14 protein-coding genes and 2 rRNA genes (1 of these 16 cut by a window edge) are annotated in these 16,582 nt (G+C 47.6%); 3 read left to right on the top strand and 13 right to left on the bottom strand.

The genetic code is table 11. The features are described from left to right. Window positions 1–8: 8 nt before the first annotated feature. From hcp to BUQ78_RS07030, 7 genes are all read right to left on the bottom strand, one after another. A complete protein-coding gene (hcp, locus tag BUQ78_RS07060) occupies window positions 9–1,655 on the bottom strand; it encodes a hydroxylamine reductase (protein WP_074199755.1) in 1,647 nt (548 codons plus the stop codon). 14 nt (window positions 1,656–1,669) lie between these two features. After that, window positions 1,670–2,440, bottom strand: coding sequence for an ATP-binding protein (locus tag BUQ78_RS07055; protein WP_074199754.1), 771 nt, complete (start codon window positions 2,438–2,440; stop codon window positions 1,670–1,672). Further along, window positions 2,403–2,855: an RrF2 family transcriptional regulator gene (locus BUQ78_RS07050; RefSeq protein WP_014807575.1), complete on the bottom strand. Its 453-nt coding sequence runs from the start codon at window positions 2,853–2,855 to the stop codon at window positions 2,403–2,405. Before BUQ78_RS07050 ends, BUQ78_RS07055 begins: the two co-directional genes overlap by 38 nt. 116 nt (window positions 2,856–2,971) lie before the next feature. Next, window positions 2,972–4,807: an ASKHA domain-containing protein gene (locus BUQ78_RS07045; protein ID WP_074199753.1), complete on the bottom strand. Its 1,836-nt coding sequence runs from the start codon at window positions 4,805–4,807 to the stop codon at window positions 2,972–2,974. A gap of 4 nt (window positions 4,808–4,811) precedes the next feature. Beyond that, on the bottom strand, window positions 4,812–5,585 hold the full coding sequence (locus BUQ78_RS07040) for a TIGR02757 family protein (RefSeq protein ID WP_318259650.1): 774 nt from the start codon (window positions 5,583–5,585) through the stop codon (window positions 4,812–4,814). Between the two features lie 92 nt (window positions 5,586–5,677). Beyond that, the gene (locus BUQ78_RS07035) at window positions 5,678–6,205 is read right to left on the bottom strand and encodes a flavin reductase family protein (protein ID WP_014807578.1); all 528 of its coding nucleotides are present in this window, start codon (window positions 6,203–6,205) and stop codon (window positions 5,678–5,680) included. A 153-nt stretch (window positions 6,206–6,358) separates the two neighbouring features. Then, window positions 6,359–7,768, bottom strand: coding sequence for an NAD(P)/FAD-dependent oxidoreductase (locus BUQ78_RS07030; RefSeq protein WP_074199751.1), 1,410 nt, complete (start codon window positions 7,766–7,768; stop codon window positions 6,359–6,361). 120 nt (window positions 7,769–7,888) lie between these two features. Between BUQ78_RS07030 and BUQ78_RS07025 the strand changes: the two genes are divergently transcribed. Further along, the gene (locus BUQ78_RS07025) at window positions 7,889–8,644 is read left to right on the top strand and encodes an SIR2 family NAD-dependent protein deacylase (RefSeq protein ID WP_074199750.1); all 756 of its coding nucleotides are present in this window, start codon (window positions 7,889–7,891) and stop codon (window positions 8,642–8,644) included. 12 nt (window positions 8,645–8,656) lie between these two features. After that, the gene (locus tag BUQ78_RS07020) at window positions 8,657–9,496 is read left to right on the top strand and encodes a hypothetical protein (protein ID WP_074199749.1); all 840 of its coding nucleotides are present in this window, start codon (window positions 8,657–8,659) and stop codon (window positions 9,494–9,496) included. A 2-nt stretch (window positions 9,497–9,498) separates the two neighbouring features. On the opposite strand, the gene BUQ78_RS07015 is transcribed toward BUQ78_RS07020, so the two are convergent. After that, window positions 9,499–9,921 (bottom strand): Fur family transcriptional regulator, encoded by a 423-nt coding sequence (locus tag BUQ78_RS07015; RefSeq protein WP_074199748.1) that lies wholly within the window; start codon window positions 9,919–9,921, stop codon window positions 9,499–9,501. 3 nt (window positions 9,922–9,924) lie between these two features. Further along, window positions 9,925–10,947, bottom strand: a complete 1,023-nt coding sequence (locus BUQ78_RS07010) for a molybdopterin-binding protein (RefSeq protein WP_074199747.1) — start codon at window positions 10,945–10,947, stop codon at window positions 9,925–9,927. 127 nt (window positions 10,948–11,074) lie between these two features. On the opposite strand from BUQ78_RS07010, the gene BUQ78_RS07005 reads away from it, so the two are divergent. After that, a complete protein-coding gene (locus BUQ78_RS07005; protein ID WP_074199746.1) occupies window positions 11,075–11,881 on the top strand; it encodes an XdhC family protein in 807 nt (268 codons plus the stop codon). On the opposite strand, the gene BUQ78_RS07000 is transcribed toward BUQ78_RS07005, so the two are convergent. The 4 genes from BUQ78_RS07000 to BUQ78_RS06985 form a co-directional block, all read right to left on the bottom strand. Next, window positions 11,864–12,472: a nucleotidyltransferase family protein gene (locus BUQ78_RS07000; RefSeq protein ID WP_074199745.1), complete on the bottom strand. Its 609-nt coding sequence runs from the start codon at window positions 12,470–12,472 to the stop codon at window positions 11,864–11,866. The genes BUQ78_RS07005 and BUQ78_RS07000 overlap by 18 nt on opposite strands. Before the next feature lie 67 nt (window positions 12,473–12,539). After that, window positions 12,540–13,919, bottom strand: coding sequence for a uracil-xanthine permease family protein (locus tag BUQ78_RS06995; protein WP_074199744.1), 1,380 nt, complete (start codon window positions 13,917–13,919; stop codon window positions 12,540–12,542). Between the two features lie 63 nt (window positions 13,920–13,982). Beyond that, window positions 13,983–14,098, bottom strand: a 5S ribosomal RNA gene (gene rrf, locus BUQ78_RS06990). 53 nt (window positions 14,099–14,151) lie between these two features. Beyond that, window positions 14,152–16,582, bottom strand: a 23S ribosomal RNA gene (locus BUQ78_RS06985); it runs 566 nt beyond the window's last position.

The following is a 16,582-nucleotide window of genomic DNA, read 5'->3' as shown; positions in this document are numbered from 1 at the left end:
TTATGCCGTTAACCAAGAATGGCCTTCAGATCCTCCTGTGGAGTAGTGATGGGTTTTAGGCCAAGATTTTCGCTCAAGAAAGCGACGACTTTGGGCTTTAAAAAGGCAGGAAGGGTTGGCCCTAACCGCATGTTCTTGATGCCAAGGGCAATAAGGGACAATAAAATGCAAACCGCCTTCTGCTCATACCACGACAAAATGAGAGACAAGGGAAGGCTATTTACATCTATACCGAAGGCATCGGCAAGTGCTTTGGCTACAACTATAGCTGAATAAGCATCGTTGCACTGCCCCATGTCGAGCAACCTTGGGATGCCCTCGATGTCACCAAACTCTAACTTATTAAAACGATATTTGCCACAGGCTAAGGTCAATATTAGACAATCCTTTGGTACGCTCGTTGCAAACTCAGTGTAGTAATTTCGACCTGGTTTTGCTCCGTCACAACCACCTATCAGGAAAAAGTGACGGATTTTACCCCTCTTTACCAGGTCAATAACTTTGTCCGCCACGGACAACACCGTATTCCTTGCAAAACCTATGGTGATGTATTTTTCAGGTGCGTCCTCAGTAAAACCAGGCTGGGCTAAAGCAGCCTCTATTACGGGAGAAAAATCCTTATCAGGACCAATATGGCGTACGCCTGGCCATGCCACAAGGCCCGTTGTAAAGATCCTATCTTTGTAAGAATCCTTTGGCTTTTGGATGCAATTGGTAGTCATTAATATCGCACCTGGGAACTCATCAAACTCGGTCCTCTGGTTTTGCCAAGCGCTACCATAATTGCCCACTAAGTGGGGATATTTTTTAAGCTCCGGATAGGCCAGACAGGGCAACATTTCTCCGTGCGTATATACGTTTATGCCCTTCCCCTCCGTCTGTTTCAAAAGGAGATCCAAATCCCTTAAGTCATGTCCGGAAACTACTATGGCCTTTCCTCTTATAGGGGTTACTCTGACTTTGGTAGGCTCAGGATGGCCATAAGCATCGGTATTGGCTGCATCAAGCAACTCCATAACCTTAAGGTTGAAGTGGCCGAATTCGATGGCCTTTCCCAATAATTCCTCTTCCGTAAAACTCTCCCTAGAGAGGAAATCTAGAAAGGCATGAAATCCGGCGTAGATCTCGTCGCTTTTTTTGCCTAAAATTTGAGCGTGATCAGCATATGCAGCGCTTCCTTTTAAACCGAAAAGTATGAGATCGTGTAGTCCGGCCATTACATCGCCAAGCTTTTTGGCACGCGACTCGGGCGTCACCTGTTCTCCCTGAGATATCAGGCCAGCCTTATCTTTTGCAAGCTCAAAAGTTGCCGGCCCGCTAAGGTTCTCTGGAGTTATGCCCTTAGACATGGCGACATCTTCATAGAGTTTGCGTGCCTTTGCCCTTATAATTTCCGCTCTTCGAATCATCTGCTCCATGCGTTCTTCATCGAAGTTAACATTCGTTACGGTAGTGAACAACGCCTCCACCACGAAGGAGTCGATTTCCTGATCGCTAACCCCTAGAGCGCGAGCTCGATGAGCGTACATGGATATGCCCTTAGTTACGTGAATCAACAAATCCTGAAGATCGGCCACCTCTGGACTTTTTCCGCAAACTCCGAAATTTGTACATCCGCTACCCTGTGCCGTCTGCTCGCATTGATAACAAAACATGTAAACATCCCTCCTTAATTTGACTTATATCTATATTTTATCGTTTCCTTTAGTTTAATATTACCATCAATACTAATAACCACTTTAATCAAGTCTATGTCAATACCAACCTCATCTACTGCAGCTTCTGCCAACCTCCAAAGCCCGCTGCAACAAGGCACTTCCATGATCACTACCGTAAGCTGGGGTGTTTTATTGTTCTTTAATATTTGAGACAATTTTTCTTCATATAAATTGGCATCATCCAGCTTGGGACAGCCAATGAGCAACATGCTTTTGCCACTTTCAAGGAAGGCCTGCTGAAAGCCTGGAAGAGCAAAGCCTGTGCAGTCCGCTGCCAAAACGATAGGAGTCTCCCTTAAGTAAGGAGCATCTACTGGGACCAGCTTAAGCTGGATAGGCCAATTGGCCAACTGCGATATCATCCCAGCATCCTGGTCAACTTTATTTGCGGTTACAGCCAAGGCAGCCTTGGTCCTATCGATTCGCATGTCAACAACAGCACTTCCCGAACAACCACAAGGAAGCACCCTATCCCCCGGTGCGCCCTTGCCTTCATCGGGGCCCAGGTATTCTTCTACCTCACTCATTTCGAAGGATATGGCCCCCTTGGGGCATTCACCCACGCAATCGCCCAACCCGTCGCAGATAGATTTCCTTTTAAGTTTAGCTTTACCGTTCTCTATGACGATTGCCCCCTCATGACAGGCTTCGGCACACAGACCACAGCCGTCACATTTGTCTTCGTCAATCTTTATTACCCGCCGCAATATTTTTTGCTTCATCAAAAATATCACTCCCCACTAAGTCAGCTAAAGTCTTACTAGACATATAACTTACAAATTCGTCATTTATCTTCTTGATCATCGTTCCAAATATGCATGCTCCGAAGGGGCAGGCTTGTCGATTTATCAAACAATAGTCATGCGATGGTTTGCCCTCTATGGCCTCATAGATATCGCAAAGGCTTATCTTCGATGGAGGAATTGAAAGCTCAACTCCACCACCGGGCCCGCGCGTGGAATTTACCAGGCCTGCCTTGACCAACCTTTGAAATACCTTGGCGGCATGAGGTTCGGACACGGATATCATCTCCGAAAGCTCTTTAATGCTCATCCTCTTCCCGTACAGGGCCAGCAATCCCATGCCATGCAAAGCAATAGACGCCGCTTGAGATATCTGCACTACTCCACCTTTCATCGTTCTACCTTCCTTTCTAACAGGAATTATGGTACTTAAATTCCTATTTGTCAAGAAAAAAATTTAGGCCCTTTTCTTAAGGGCCTTTGTTGCAATCAAACGATAATCCCAAATATCTAACGAAAGAAGAGGCTAGCCAAGAACCTTTGAGAAAATCCCCTTTCCTCTATGTCCACATATCTCACCTTGGAAAGCATGGGATCAACGTCTTCAAACGCCTTGCGCCCCTTTAACAAGAGGCGCAGCCCCCCTTTTAAGGCGCCATTCCCAAGCGCTACGACCTCCCCCTTAAAAGCTTTAGGCAATAAACGTATATCCATCACATCTTTGGGATTCAAACAGCTTCCAAAGGAGCCAGCCAGATAAATCGCATTCAAGGCATCTGCATTTAAGCCAGCTTCTTCTGTCAGTATTTCAACAGCGGCATATATAGCTCCCTTTGCCAACTGAAGCTGTCTAATGTCCCATTGCGTTAGGGCAACATCTTCTGCGATGATTATCTTCCTTTCGTTTTTCTCGTCCTCGATTTTTATCTTAGATAACAGGGTTTCATCTTTAATGGATTCAGGATCCTTAATCCTTCCCGATTCCTCAATCAACCCCAAACGAATAAATAAGGCCAGTGTGCTGATAATTCCGCTACCGCACATCCCCTTAGGTTTTGTGTTGCCCAAGACCATAGGTTTGAGTCCATATTTTTCATCCCAATGAAGAGCGTAAATTGCACCATCCGTTGCCGGCATACCGCAGCTTATCGCTCCCCCTTCAAAGGCAGGACCGGCCGCGGCGGAAGTCACAAAAATAGCATCGTTTAAGACTAACCCTATCTCACCGTTGGTGCCCAGGTCGATCACTAACGACGGTAGCTTGGGATTTAGCGACATCAATTCAAAAAGCAGGGCAGTCATATCTCCGCCTACGAATCTAGCTATAGCAGGCACAGTCCGCACCCTGCCCAAAGGGTGCATGAGGAGTCCGGGAAAGTTAGAAGCTTCAGACGTTAAACCATCCGTAAATACAGGCAAATATGGAGACCTTGCAAACGACTTGGGCGATATTCCCCAAAAGATATGCTCCATTACGGTATTGCCCAATACTAAAAGCTCAAAGACATCCTTCTTGTTTACTTTAGCCTCTTTTAAGCAATGCCTCATCATCTCGCTGATCGATTCAAGCAAAACAGATCTCATTTCATGCAGCCCCTCGCTCAAAAGGGCGGCAGATATTCGAGATATCACATCTGCACCATAGCTTTTTTGTGGATTCGTCTTGGTATAGCCAGAAACCACTTTACCGCTACTTAGATCCACCAACGCCATGGATAAAGTCGTGGTACCCAAATCGCAGACAAAGCCATAGGCAGATTTGTCATAGTTTTCAGGAAAAGCCGCTATGCATTGGTCATCTATGGTAACGAGGTAAGCGCAAATTGTTCCTATGTCGGACAAAAGCGCCGATATATCAGCCAGTGCCTCAGGCCTAAAGCTTAAATGCGGTTTGCCCAATATGCTGCAAATTAAATCCCTTAAGCTTGTCGCCCCTTTGTCATCTAAGTCGATATCTATCTTCTCTTTGACGACGCTTGGAGAAATCTGGCCAAAAGCATCGCCGTTAACATCTACAAATCTCGCCTTACCGCCCACATCCAATATATCGACGTATACATCCACATCCCCTTCGACGGTTGCCTGACAAGCAAGCCTCCAACCTTCATCCAGCTCTTCGCCTAGGTGTTTCATCTCTATTTGAGAGGGTCTGCCTAAGATACCATCGGTCATGACCTTGCATCGTCCGCATTTACCCAACCCGCCGCAGCCTGCATCCAAAACAATGCCCATGGACCTTAATGCACGAAGAAGCGACGTACCCCTTTCGACATGAACTTCTTTCGTCGTAGCACCCTGCTTGCAAGTAACGACACAGACGTTATACCTATCCATATCCATATACATAGACTTACAAACACCCCTTTAAAGCAGATAATATTTCCTCGAATTCGATGCCTTCCATTCCCACGTGAGAAAGGGCAAAATCATACCTCAGCGGATCATCTGGCCTTATGGCCTTAAAGGCCTGAGTCAGTTCAACGGCAGCCTTTAGGTCCGGAACCTGCCTTTTTATCCACCCCAGGTTCTTGCCTACCCTCCACATATGGACATCCAAGGGGACAAGCAAGTTTGACGGGCTTTCGACCATCCATCCTCCGGGATCTACATTATCCTTTCTGACCATCCACTTCAGGAAAAGCCTAAGCCTTTTACAGGGGCTGTTTTTGCTTGCGTCCGGAATTAAGGCACTTATATCACAAAAAGATTCATTTCTAATAGATAAAGCAAAGCCAATTAGAGGATCTTTGCCCGTATGCTTACAAGTCTCATAGAGAGCTTGAAACGAACCGTATTTTGTCAACAACTTCTTGCAGGCATATAATAATCCAGCAACTTCCTTTCCACTCACCCATCTGTGCTTAAATCCGTCAAGGTTTGCAATTAAGTACTCGACAGAGGAACTCATTACAAAACCTACAGGATCGTCACCAAGCAAAGAAACGACGCTACCAACAGAAGCTATTATTTGAGAAACGCGCCCAAAGGCCAAAGATGAGGCTATTATGCCTACCACTTCCCTGGCGTTTAGATCTTCAAAGTCATGCAAAAAACGGACAGGGTCCTCCTCCGCTTTTTGTATGTCATTGTAAGCATCATACAACTTCTCCAGTAAATCGCGCATTTTCAAGTTAATTTCCTAGCCCCCTTAATCTAAAGCCAACGCAAACAGGGAAACGCCGATGATGCGTCTCCCTGTTTGCGAGAATGATTTATCTATGCCTTATTAAATACAAAGGTCGGAGCGTTTTTGGGAGATTTCCCACCCTTGATCAACCTGTAATTGGCGTAGGTCAATGCAGTACCGCTTTTTAGCGTCTCAGCAGATACGACTTCGGCCACGAAGAGCTTATGAGTATACACAGGAATTACGTCGATCACCTTTGCCTCTATAACGGCAAGGGAATGATCCAATACCAATGGGACACCTGTCTCGCCGATCTTATATTGACATTGACACATCTTATCAATGTCACGTCCACACTTAAAACCAAAGGTGCCTATAAAGGTCATCGGCGTATCTTCTTCAAGCACCGAAACTCCAAAGGCCTTTCCCTTCTCCACTAGCTCGGTCGTCAAGTTGTCCTTGTGCAGGGCGGCCACCAAGCATATCGGATCTGCAGTCACCTGCATCAATGCATTAGCGATCTGCCCGTTCATCTTACCGTCATGAGTTCCAGTGACAATATAAAGCCCGTAACTTAACGTGAAGAGTGCCTGTAGATCAATCTTGTCAACACCCATAGCTTTGCCTCCTTCCTCCAGTAACATGCTTTTGCACCATGTAAATTATATGCTATCCAGTAATGTCAGCCAGAAAATGTTTACTCTCGCTATATCGTTTACCCCTTCACATCCATCTAGATTTTCACGAACTTAATTATACCTCAAGTCGAGTTAGCTATTTGAAACCGTTTTATTGATCTCCTCGATTATGCTCCTTGCCGAGACCAATCCACTCGCCGAGGCCTGAATTACACCTCGGGTCACACCAGCTCCGTCACCGGCTGCATATAGACCCTTGACGGAGGTCTTAAGCTTACTATCCAAGGCAAGCTTAAGGCTATAAAATTTTACCTCAATGCCATAAAGCAATGTATATTTATCGTTTACATGGGGAATTATAGATTCCAGCGCTTCAAGCATCTCTAATATATCTTTCAAGTGCCTGTAGGGGAGGGCGAAAGAAAGGTCGCCGGGTTCAGCCTCTACCAATGTTGGCTTTACCAAGCCCCTTTCTATCCTCGAGCGGGTCGAACGCCTCCCAAGTTTTAGATCTCCCAGGCGTTGAACCAATACCGATCCGCCCAACATGTTGGCAAGCCGAGCGATGTGAACACCGTATCCGTTTGGATCGTGAAAGGGCTGGGTGAAATCCGTGCTCACGAGGATGGCAAAGTTAGTATTATCAGTCTTTTTATCCCTGTAGCTATGTCCGTTAACGGTGACCACTCCCCCGTCGGACTGAAACTCCGTTACCACTTCTCCGTAAGGACACATGCAAAATGTCCGAACCTGATCGTCGAAGGTAGGAGAGTTGTATATGGCCTTCACTTCGTAAAACTGTTCAGTCAACTCCTCGGCCAACTCAGCAGGAATTTCAACCCTGACGCCAACGTCTACCGGCAGAGAATCCACAGACAGTCCAAGCTCCTTGCTGGTGCGCTCCATCCAGGGAGCTCCTTCCCTGCCAGGGGCAAGCAACACATATTCTGCATCAAGCCTTTCTCCGCTAACAAGCTCTACACCTTTAACCTTGCCATCCTCAGACAAGATGCTCTTTACCTCAGTATTCATTAATATGTCAACTTTATCGCGCAGCTTATGATAGATATTGCGCAGCACTTCCTTGGTCCTATCCGTGCCTATGTGGCGTATCTTGGCCGGAATTACCTGCAGTCCAGCGACACGACCCCTTTTTATTACGCTTGATGCGAATTCGGGGTCCGGCTCGAAAAGCGGGGCCGAATTTGCACCGTGCTCCATCCAGATGGAATCAACCTCGTCCAGCAACGCGAGCAATTTTTCTTTGCCCACGTATTTTTCGAGGTTCCCGCCAAAATGGGGAGTCAATGTCAATTTGCCATCGCTAAAAGCCCCAGCTCCTCCCCACCCACACATAAGACTGCAGGAATTGCAGTGAGCACATGTCGGAACCAAACCCATCTTCAACGGACACTTACGTTCCTCAAGGGTCTTTCCCTTATCCACCAAAAGGACGCTTAAATTTGCCTTTGACAATTCGAGGGCTGCAAAAAGACCGGCTGGTCCAGCTCCTACCACTATCACATCATACCTATTTGCCACCTTTATCCCTCCATCACGATACACTATTCCTATAAAGCGGAGGATGCAAATATCCTCCATTAATGATAAAGTATATTATGAAAATATGCGAGAACCGGAAGCACCTAGGAGGTGACGAGCATGTCAGATTTAGCTGCCAAATGTGCTGACATGATCAAAGAGGCCAAGAAAATTTGCTTGCTTTCCGGGGCCGGAATCTCGACCAATGCAGGCATACCTGATTTTAGGGGACCGAAAGGATTATATCGTACGGCCGGCATAGAAAATCCGGAGAGGATCTTTGATATCTCTTATTTTTACCGTGATCCTTCTCTTTTTTACAGGTTTCATAGGGAGTTTTTAAGGGCACTGCAACAGGTACAACCTACGTTTGCCCATAAGTTCTTCGCCAAGCTCGAGGAAATTGGCAAGCTAATCGGGATCATAACGCAAAATATAGATTCCCTTCATCAAAGAGCCGGTTCCAAAAAGGTATACGAGATACATGGCGGTGTGTGGGAAAGTTTTTGCGTTAAGTGCGGCAAGGCCTACACTTACGAGGAAAGCCTTAAAAAGACTTTCGAGGAAGATATCCCTCGCTGTGACGCCTGTGGGGGTGTAATAAAGCCTGACATAGTGTTTTTTGGGGAACCCGTTAAGTATTTGGATAAATGCATACAGCTTGCAAGGGAAAGCGACCTGTTTTTCGTCGTGGGATCCTCGCTAGTCGTGACACCGGCCGCTTTGATACCTGCAGAGTGCAGGGGAACCATAGTGGTCGTAAACAAAGGAGAGTTTTCCACCGCGTATTTACCCATGAGCAAAGTAAGCTTGGTTGTAGATGAGGATATTGACGCCTTCTTTCGGTCGGTTAATGAACATTTAAACATTGTTTAGGAGAGATCAAACATGGCTTGCAGATCCTTCTGGCGTGGGCTTATGGCTGTTTTCTTCGTTCTGTTTTTTGCCGTCGAAATCAAGGCAAATGCCTTGCCTATCGACATCTACGTGGATGATGTTAAAAACGAAACCGATCTAAAGATATACAAGGACAGGTTTACTTTGACGTATGACGTACTGCCCCAAAAAATTAAAGCCGAATTCATCAGAATGCTTGAGGAATCACCGTTGGTTTACGTGACGGCAACAAGGGAAGGAGCTATGTTGCAAGCTGAAGTTGTGCTTCGAGATATCAAGCCCAAGGAAAGCGATCTACTGGGCTCAACAGAGCGGGCTGTCGCTTTTTTACGGATAAACTATCAAAAAAGAAGCGATGAAGGTAACGTCACGTCATGGCGTCGAGAATATAAAATTAGCGATGTACGCTGGTACCCGATTTACGAAGAGAGCTTCTTTAAACGCCCTTGGTGGGATAACTTCGAAAAATCCTTATACTGGCAAGCTATAAAGAAGACGTTGTATAGGGCAAAAAATGAGCTCTATCAAGATTTGGCCCAATACGGCATAAAGGGGAAGATAATAGGAGCCATCGACTGCAACGCATCAAACGAACAAAAAACGCAGAAGAGGTTCATAACCGATTTAGGACTCAAGGACTCCCTTAAAAGGGGAGCTATTTTATACGCCATAAGGGATCACGATCTAAATGGATACAGTTACCATGAAATTAAGGGAAACCTTAAAGTCATATCCGTATATGACGATTCATCGATTGTAGAGGTCGTACATGAGGACGAAAAAGACCCCGTTAAGCTAGGCGATGATGTACTGTTTTCAACTCTTTCTTGACATCAATCCATGTTATGTCGACACTTTCCGCAAACCCCATACACAAGCATTTGCTTGCCTTCGACGAGGTATCCTTTAGGGACCTCGATGAAGGGTAAGTTGTATTCTTTGAGGCATTCCATGCTACCGCACTTGAGACAATAAAAGTGAGGATGGTCTCCTGGGCATCCAGGCTTCTCCGTTTCATGGAGGCAAAAATACCAACAGCCGTCAACGCCAAGAACCTTATGTACTAATCCTGCATCCACAAGGGCATTGAGAGCTCTATACAATGTAACTCTATTGATCTCTTTCAGGGAATCGTTCGTCTGTAGGTCGCCATGAGATATCGGACGACCCTCTTTCATCAATATCTCACAGATAAGAACGCGCGCCTTGGTCGGTCTTATATTAAAAAGCTTTAAGGTGTTTCTTATGTCATTCAACTTTTATGCCTTCACCCCGAAAGAACAATTAGGGAAGGTGCACATCTCGCAGCGCCTGCAAAGTCCCCCGACCCCAAATTTGCGAACTTCGTCAAAGGAAGGAATGGTGCCGGCAAATATCCTAGGCAAAATCAAATCCAGGCTTGTCCATTCGTCATGAACGACGCATGCTGGCGCTCCAATGATTACTTTTTGCCCTTTCATTCCCACCATGAGCATTGATCCGGGCAAAGCTGGTATGCCCTTAAATTTTATCTCATCACAGGCTTGCGCAATAGCTCGCGGGGTATTGTCATCAGCATCCACGCTCATGCCCCCTGTGCAGATGACCAAATCTGCTCCACTATCCAAAAAGTTCTGTATTGCCTCTTCAATCTCGCATAGGTCATCTCCAGCCATGTTTTGCCCTAACAAGCTCCCCCCAAAATACGCTATCTTCCTTTCAAGTTTGGGCCTGAAGGCATCTTCTATTATCCCGCTTTTAATTTCCCTTCCAGTCGTGACCAAACCAACTTTAAGGGGTTTATAAGCCCTTACCTCAAATTTAGCGCCAACATGCAGAGCCCTTTCAAGCTGTGCCTTCTTAATGACAAGCGGTAAAATTCTGAAACCAGCAACTATATCCCCGGGCTCCACCATCGTGTAAGGATACAACGTCACTACTACCCAGTCGGAATCGCAATTTATCAGATGAACTTTGTCTGGATCAAAGTAAAGAAGCCCCCTGAAGTCGGCTATCAAATTACACCTTCCTTCGCTTGGGGCGGTCAATTTCAATCCTCTTCCACAGATGGCTGACCCTAAAGCCGAAGCGGCATCATCTTCGTGTACCTCGTCTTCTTCCAATTCCAATATCGTTAGATGTTCCCTTCCCATAGATCTTAGCGTTTCTATGTCATCTTGTCCGACTACATGTCCCTTTTTGAAGATGGCACCCTTAAAGCCAGTCTTGACATCTATTTTCGTCAAGTCATGAGATAAGATATGACCTATTGCCTGATCTAGGCTTACCGTCTTTTTTCGCATTACTTAAATCCTCCTCAAGGGCTCATTTAACCCTTAAATAAATTGAGTCCATATAACCTCGATTGACTTGTATATTTTATAATAAATCTGCAACAAAATGAGCCATATATACAAGGAGGTAAATTCAATGGATCTAACAATCGTACAGGCTTTGAAGGATTCCATCGAAAAGGGCAAAAGAAGCGTTTTATGCACAGTCATAGACGAAGAGGGATCAGCTCCAAGAAACGTAGGCGCCAAGATGTTAGTCTGGGAAGACGGCTCGATCGTAGGGACCATTGGCGGAGGAATTTTAGAATACCACGTCATTCAGGAAGCCCTAAAGCTGATCCGTGAAGGAAGACCTTCGTCCCTATATTCAGAGGAATTTACGGCGACCGAGCCAACAGATACAAAGGCCGCCTGCGGCGGCAAGGCTAAGGTGTTTCTTGAGCTCATAGGCAGAAAAAAAGAAGTCTTGATCTTCGGGGCAGGACACGTAGGCAAGGCCGTCGCCCAAGTTGCAAGCTTCCTGAACTATGCGGTAACTGTATGGGACGAACGAGAGGAATTTGCCAACACACAAAACATCCCATGGGCCCGTACAATAGCTTGCCCTCTCGATGAGGCCTTTGAAAAACACCTGTCGTTTCACGACCTTACTCACGTTATAGTGGCGACCAGGGGACATTCTCTGGATACGGAAGTCGTACAGAAACTTGAAGGCAAAAAAACAGCCTACATAGGAGTAATAGGCTCCAAGCGCAAGATAGCCGTGATGAAAGAAAACTTGTCCAAGATGAGTGTATCTCAAGAATTTCTCGACAGCATATTTGCACCCATTGGGCTGCCCATCAAGGCAGAGACGCCAGAGGAAATTGCCATTTCCATAATGTCTGAGGTCATAGCCGTCGACAATGGGGCCAACATAAAGGCCTTACGTCAATCCCTTTAGCCTGGCCTTTAAAAGGATTTCAGCCCTTTGCAGATCATCGGGCGTGTCCACATCAAGGGCAACTCCCTCGTCGTCGACGGATATTAAAATCCTATCTTCCGGTGGCGGCATGAGGTCCTTCAAGGTAAAATGTATCGGAGCTCTACGAATGGCTTCAATCAAGCTGCGAGGAATTAACAGAGGATGATATCTTTTGCCGTTGTAAGTTGGTTGAACCACCTTCAAGGGATTGCCCTTCTCTAATATAGCTTTTATCGTCTCAGGTTTCACCAGAGGTTGATCGCCAAGAGCGATTAGAACATGATTGCAGCTTTCCGGCACAAATGAAATGCCTGTTTTTATCGAGGAGAACATCTCATTTTTATAGTCGGGGTTTTTCACTACATTTAAAGAGGCGTCGTAACTTTTTAATATACCTTCAGTTTGACTGCTGTTATATCCGATTACTACTATGATGTCTTTTGGCAGGAAGCCTGCGGCTGTTAAGGAGTCTAACGTCCAAAAGATCATTGGTCTGCCGGCAATAGACCTAAGCATCTTATGATAGCCCAAACGACGCCCCTCGCCAGCCGCCAGAAGTAAAGCCTTCATATCTCACCTTTCACCTCGTAATTTAAATAAGGCAGGGAGAACTCCCTGCCTTATTTAAATTATAAGCTCATTCTAGTTTAACGCCAATACCCCGCTCTTCGTCAGTCCCTGGAATTAAACTGTCACAGACAGCAGCACATATGCCAGCAACCGCCATTGGCGTCTTAAGCACAGCCCATATGACCTCTCCAAGAACACCTAACGTCGAAAAAACGGCATGATTTTGCTCGACCCATCCGGGAAGGCCAAGAGCCATTAAAAAGGCAAAGCCGACTATCAATACGTTTCTCTGGCTACCCATGTCAGCCCTCATCAAAACTTGAATTCCGAGGGCACCAATTACGCCAAACAAAGATATGTATGCTCCACCGATTATAGGACTCGGTATGGTGGCAATCAAAGCACCAAGCTTTCCTATTGTGCTCATCAATATCAATATAACGGCACCTGTCCTTACAACCCAGCGAGAGGCAACGCCCGTCAAACCGATTAGTCCGATATTTTCGGTATAGGAGGTCGTGGCAACACCGCCAAGCATTCCGGAAATGGCACAATTTAAACCTTCAGCACCAATGCCCTTGCTTATAGTTTCAGATGAAGGATCATCCAAACCGGCAGCATAGGAGCAAGAATGGTAATCTCCTATCGACTCTATCATTACAGAGAAAAATCCTGCCAATCCTGTTCCGAAAGCCACCACGCTGAACTTCGGAGCTCCCCAAGGCATAATACCAGTAAACCTAAACCACGGTGCTTTAAAAACCTCTGTAAGATCAATATAGGCAGGGTGTCCGGTTGCAAATATTCCGAGGGCAGATAATGCCAGGCACAATAGATAAGTTGTGACAATGGATGTTAATACTGAAAAAATGTTTAAATATTGATTTTTGACGACAAGGCTAAAAAGGAAGATCAAAAAAACGACCAATAAAGAAATAGGCCAATAGTTAGCCGCATTGTACTGAACAGCTGTAGGGGCAAGGGAAAATCCAATGGCCATTATCGTCGGACCAATCACGACTGGAGTAATAATCTTACGGATATAACCAACTATGCGGCTATAACCCAAGAAAGAAAGCAATAAACCTCCGCTTATCAGGGCACCACCGACATACTGCATGACTACGTTAGGTCCCATCGCCTTGTAAATCCCGATTATGGTCATTATGGGAGGGATAAAGCTAAAGCTAGATCCTTGTACTATCGGAAGCCCTGAACCAAGCTTGGGATGTGTTTGAATTAAGGTTGCTATCCCCATGGCTAAATATACGCATGAAATAAAGAATCCTATCTCAGCTCTTGTCATTCCCATTTCGGGACCCAATATCAGAGGGACAAGCGTAGTAGCACCAAAGAGCGTCAAGACATGCTGAGCACCGGCTAATAGTAATATAGTGAATGGTGGTACGTCGTTCACACCAAAGATAACTCTTTTATTCTTGTGCATAATACAAAAACACCTCGTGACGTTCTTTCTTTATAGAGTATATAGACACCACAAAAAACAGGCACATGGCAGCGACCTACTCTCCCGCGGGTACCCCCCGTAGTACCATCGGCGCTGGAGGGCTTAACTGCCGGGTTCGGCATGGATCCGGGTGTTTCCCCTCCGCTATGGCCACCATGTGCCTGTTTCAAGCCTTTTACTCAAAAACTACAAGGGAAAGAGGAAAGTTCATTAGGACAAGGCCTCGGTGTATTAGTACCGGTCAGCTGCACCCCTCACGGGGCTTCCACCTCCGGCCTATCTACCCTGTCATCTACAGGACACCTTACCTGGCTTACCCAGTGGGGGGTCTCATCTTGAGGGAGGCTTCCCGCTTAGATGCCTTCAGCGGTTATCCTTTCCGAACTTAGCTACCCGGCTCCTGCAGCTGGCGCCACAACCGGTACACCAGAGGTTCGTCCACTCCGGTCCTCTCGTACTAGGAGCAGCTCCTCTCAAACCCCCTACGCCCGTGGTGGATAGGGACCGAACTGTCTCACGACGTTCTAAACCCAGCTCACGTACCGCTTTAATGGGCGAACAGACCAACCCTTGGGACCTGCTACAGCCCCAGGATGCGATGAGCCGACATCGAGGTGCCAATCCCCGCCGTCGATGGGAACTCTCGGGCGGGATCAGCCTGTTATCCCCGGGGTAGCTTTTATCCGTTGAGCGACGGCCCTTCCACTCGGAACCGCCGGATCACTAGGACCCACTTTCGTGCCTGCTCGAGCTGTCGCTCTCGCAGTCAAGCCACCTTATACCCTTACGCTCTTCAGGCGATTTCCATACGCCTTGAGGTGACCTTCGCGCGCCTCCGTTACTCTTTAGGAGGCGACCGCCCCAGTCAAACTGCCCACCTGACACGGTCCCGCTTTCGCGGTTAGAACCCCAGCACGTCAAGGGTGGTATCCCAAGGGCGGCTCCACTGAGGCTGGCGCCTCAGCTTCACAGCCTCCCACCTATCCTGTACATGACGTACCGAAATTCAATGTCAGGCTACAGTAAAGCTCCACGGGGTCTTTCCGTCCCACCACGGGTAACCGGCGTCTTTACCGGTCCCACAATTTCACCGGGTCTCTCGCTGAGACAGCGTCCAGATCGTTACACCTTTCGTGCAGGTCGGAACTTACCCGACAAGGAATTTCGCTACCTTAGGACCGTTATAGTTACGGCCGCCGTTTACCGGGGCTTCAGTTTGGAGCTTCGCCAAATCGCTTTGGCTAACCCCTCCCCTTAACCTTCCGGCACCGGGCAGGTGTCAGGCCCTATACATCGGCTTTCGCCTTTAGCAGAGCCCTGTGTTTTTATTAAACAGTCGCCTGGACCTGGTTTCTGCCACCCGCCTCGGCTAGCCCTGTAAAAGAGTTCACCTAACGCGGGCACCCCTTCTCCCTAGGTTACGGGGTCAACTTGCAGAGTTCCTTAGCGAGAGTTATCCCGTCCACCTTCAGTCTGCTCAACCAGCCCACCTGTGTCGGTTTAGGGTACGGGCACCCTGGTTCCTCCCTAGAGGCTTTTCTTGGCAGTGCAGCGTCAACGCCTTCGCCTTATAATTAAGGCTCCCCATCAGGTCTCGGGGTTAACGAGCTTCCGGATTTGCCTGAAAGCTCCCCCTACTCCCTTGGACTGGGCATTCCATCGCCCAGCGCGCCTAGCTCCCTGCGTCACCCCTTCGGTACAAACGTTGCCAAGGTGGGGCCGGAATGTCTACCGGCTGTCCATCAGCTTCGCCCTTCGGCTACGCCTTAGGCCCCGCCTAACCCTGGGCGGATTCCCTTCCCCAGGAACCCTTGGGCTTCCGGTGAGCAAGTCTTTCACTTGCTTTAACGCTACTCATACCGGCATTCTCACTTCCTGCCAGTCCACCGCACCTCACGATGCGACTTCGACCCGACAGGAACGCTCCCCTACCATCCAAAGACCTAAGTCTTCGGATCCGAGGCTTCGGTCGCGAGCTTAGCCCCCTACATTTTTGGCGCAGAAGCGCTCGACCAGTGAGCTATTACGCACTCTTTCAAGGATGGCTGCTTCTAAGCCAACCTCCTGGCTGTCTAAGCTCTTCCACATCCTTATAACACTTAGCTCGCGTTTGGGACCTTAGCCGTCGGTCTGGGCTGTTTCCCTTTCGACCGTGAAGCTTCTCCCCCACGGTCTCACTCCCCTGCTATTAAGTGGTGGCATTCGGAGTTTAGTTGAGCTCGGTAGGGTCATCACCCCCCTCACCCATCCAGTGCTCTACCTCCACCACTGAACACAGGAGGCTGCACCTAAATGCATTTCGGGGAGAGCCAGCTATCACCGTACTCGATTAGCTTTTCACTCCTATCCACAGCTCATCCAATGGTTTTGCAACACCAACTGGTTCGGTCCTCCATCCGGTGTCACCCGGACTTCAACCTGGCCATGGATAGATCGTACGGCTTCGGGTCTGCAACGCGCGACTAGCGCCCTATTCGGACTCGGTTTCCCTACGGCTTCGGACGTTTACGCCCTTAACCTCGCCACGCGCTACAACTCGCCGGCTCATTCTTCAATAGGCACGCCGTCACCCGGCTTGAAGTTGCCTTCAAGTCAGGCTCCGACAGCTTGTGGGCACACGGTTTCAGGTCTATTTCACTCCC

Origin of the sequence: Acetomicrobium flavidum (assembly GCF_900129645.1) — a bacterium.
Taxonomy (GTDB): Bacteria; Synergistota; Synergistia; order Synergistales; family Acetomicrobiaceae; genus Acetomicrobium; species Acetomicrobium flavidum.
The sequence above is the reverse complement of the archived record's forward strand: the minus strand, read 5'-3'. Positions and strand labels throughout refer to the sequence as shown.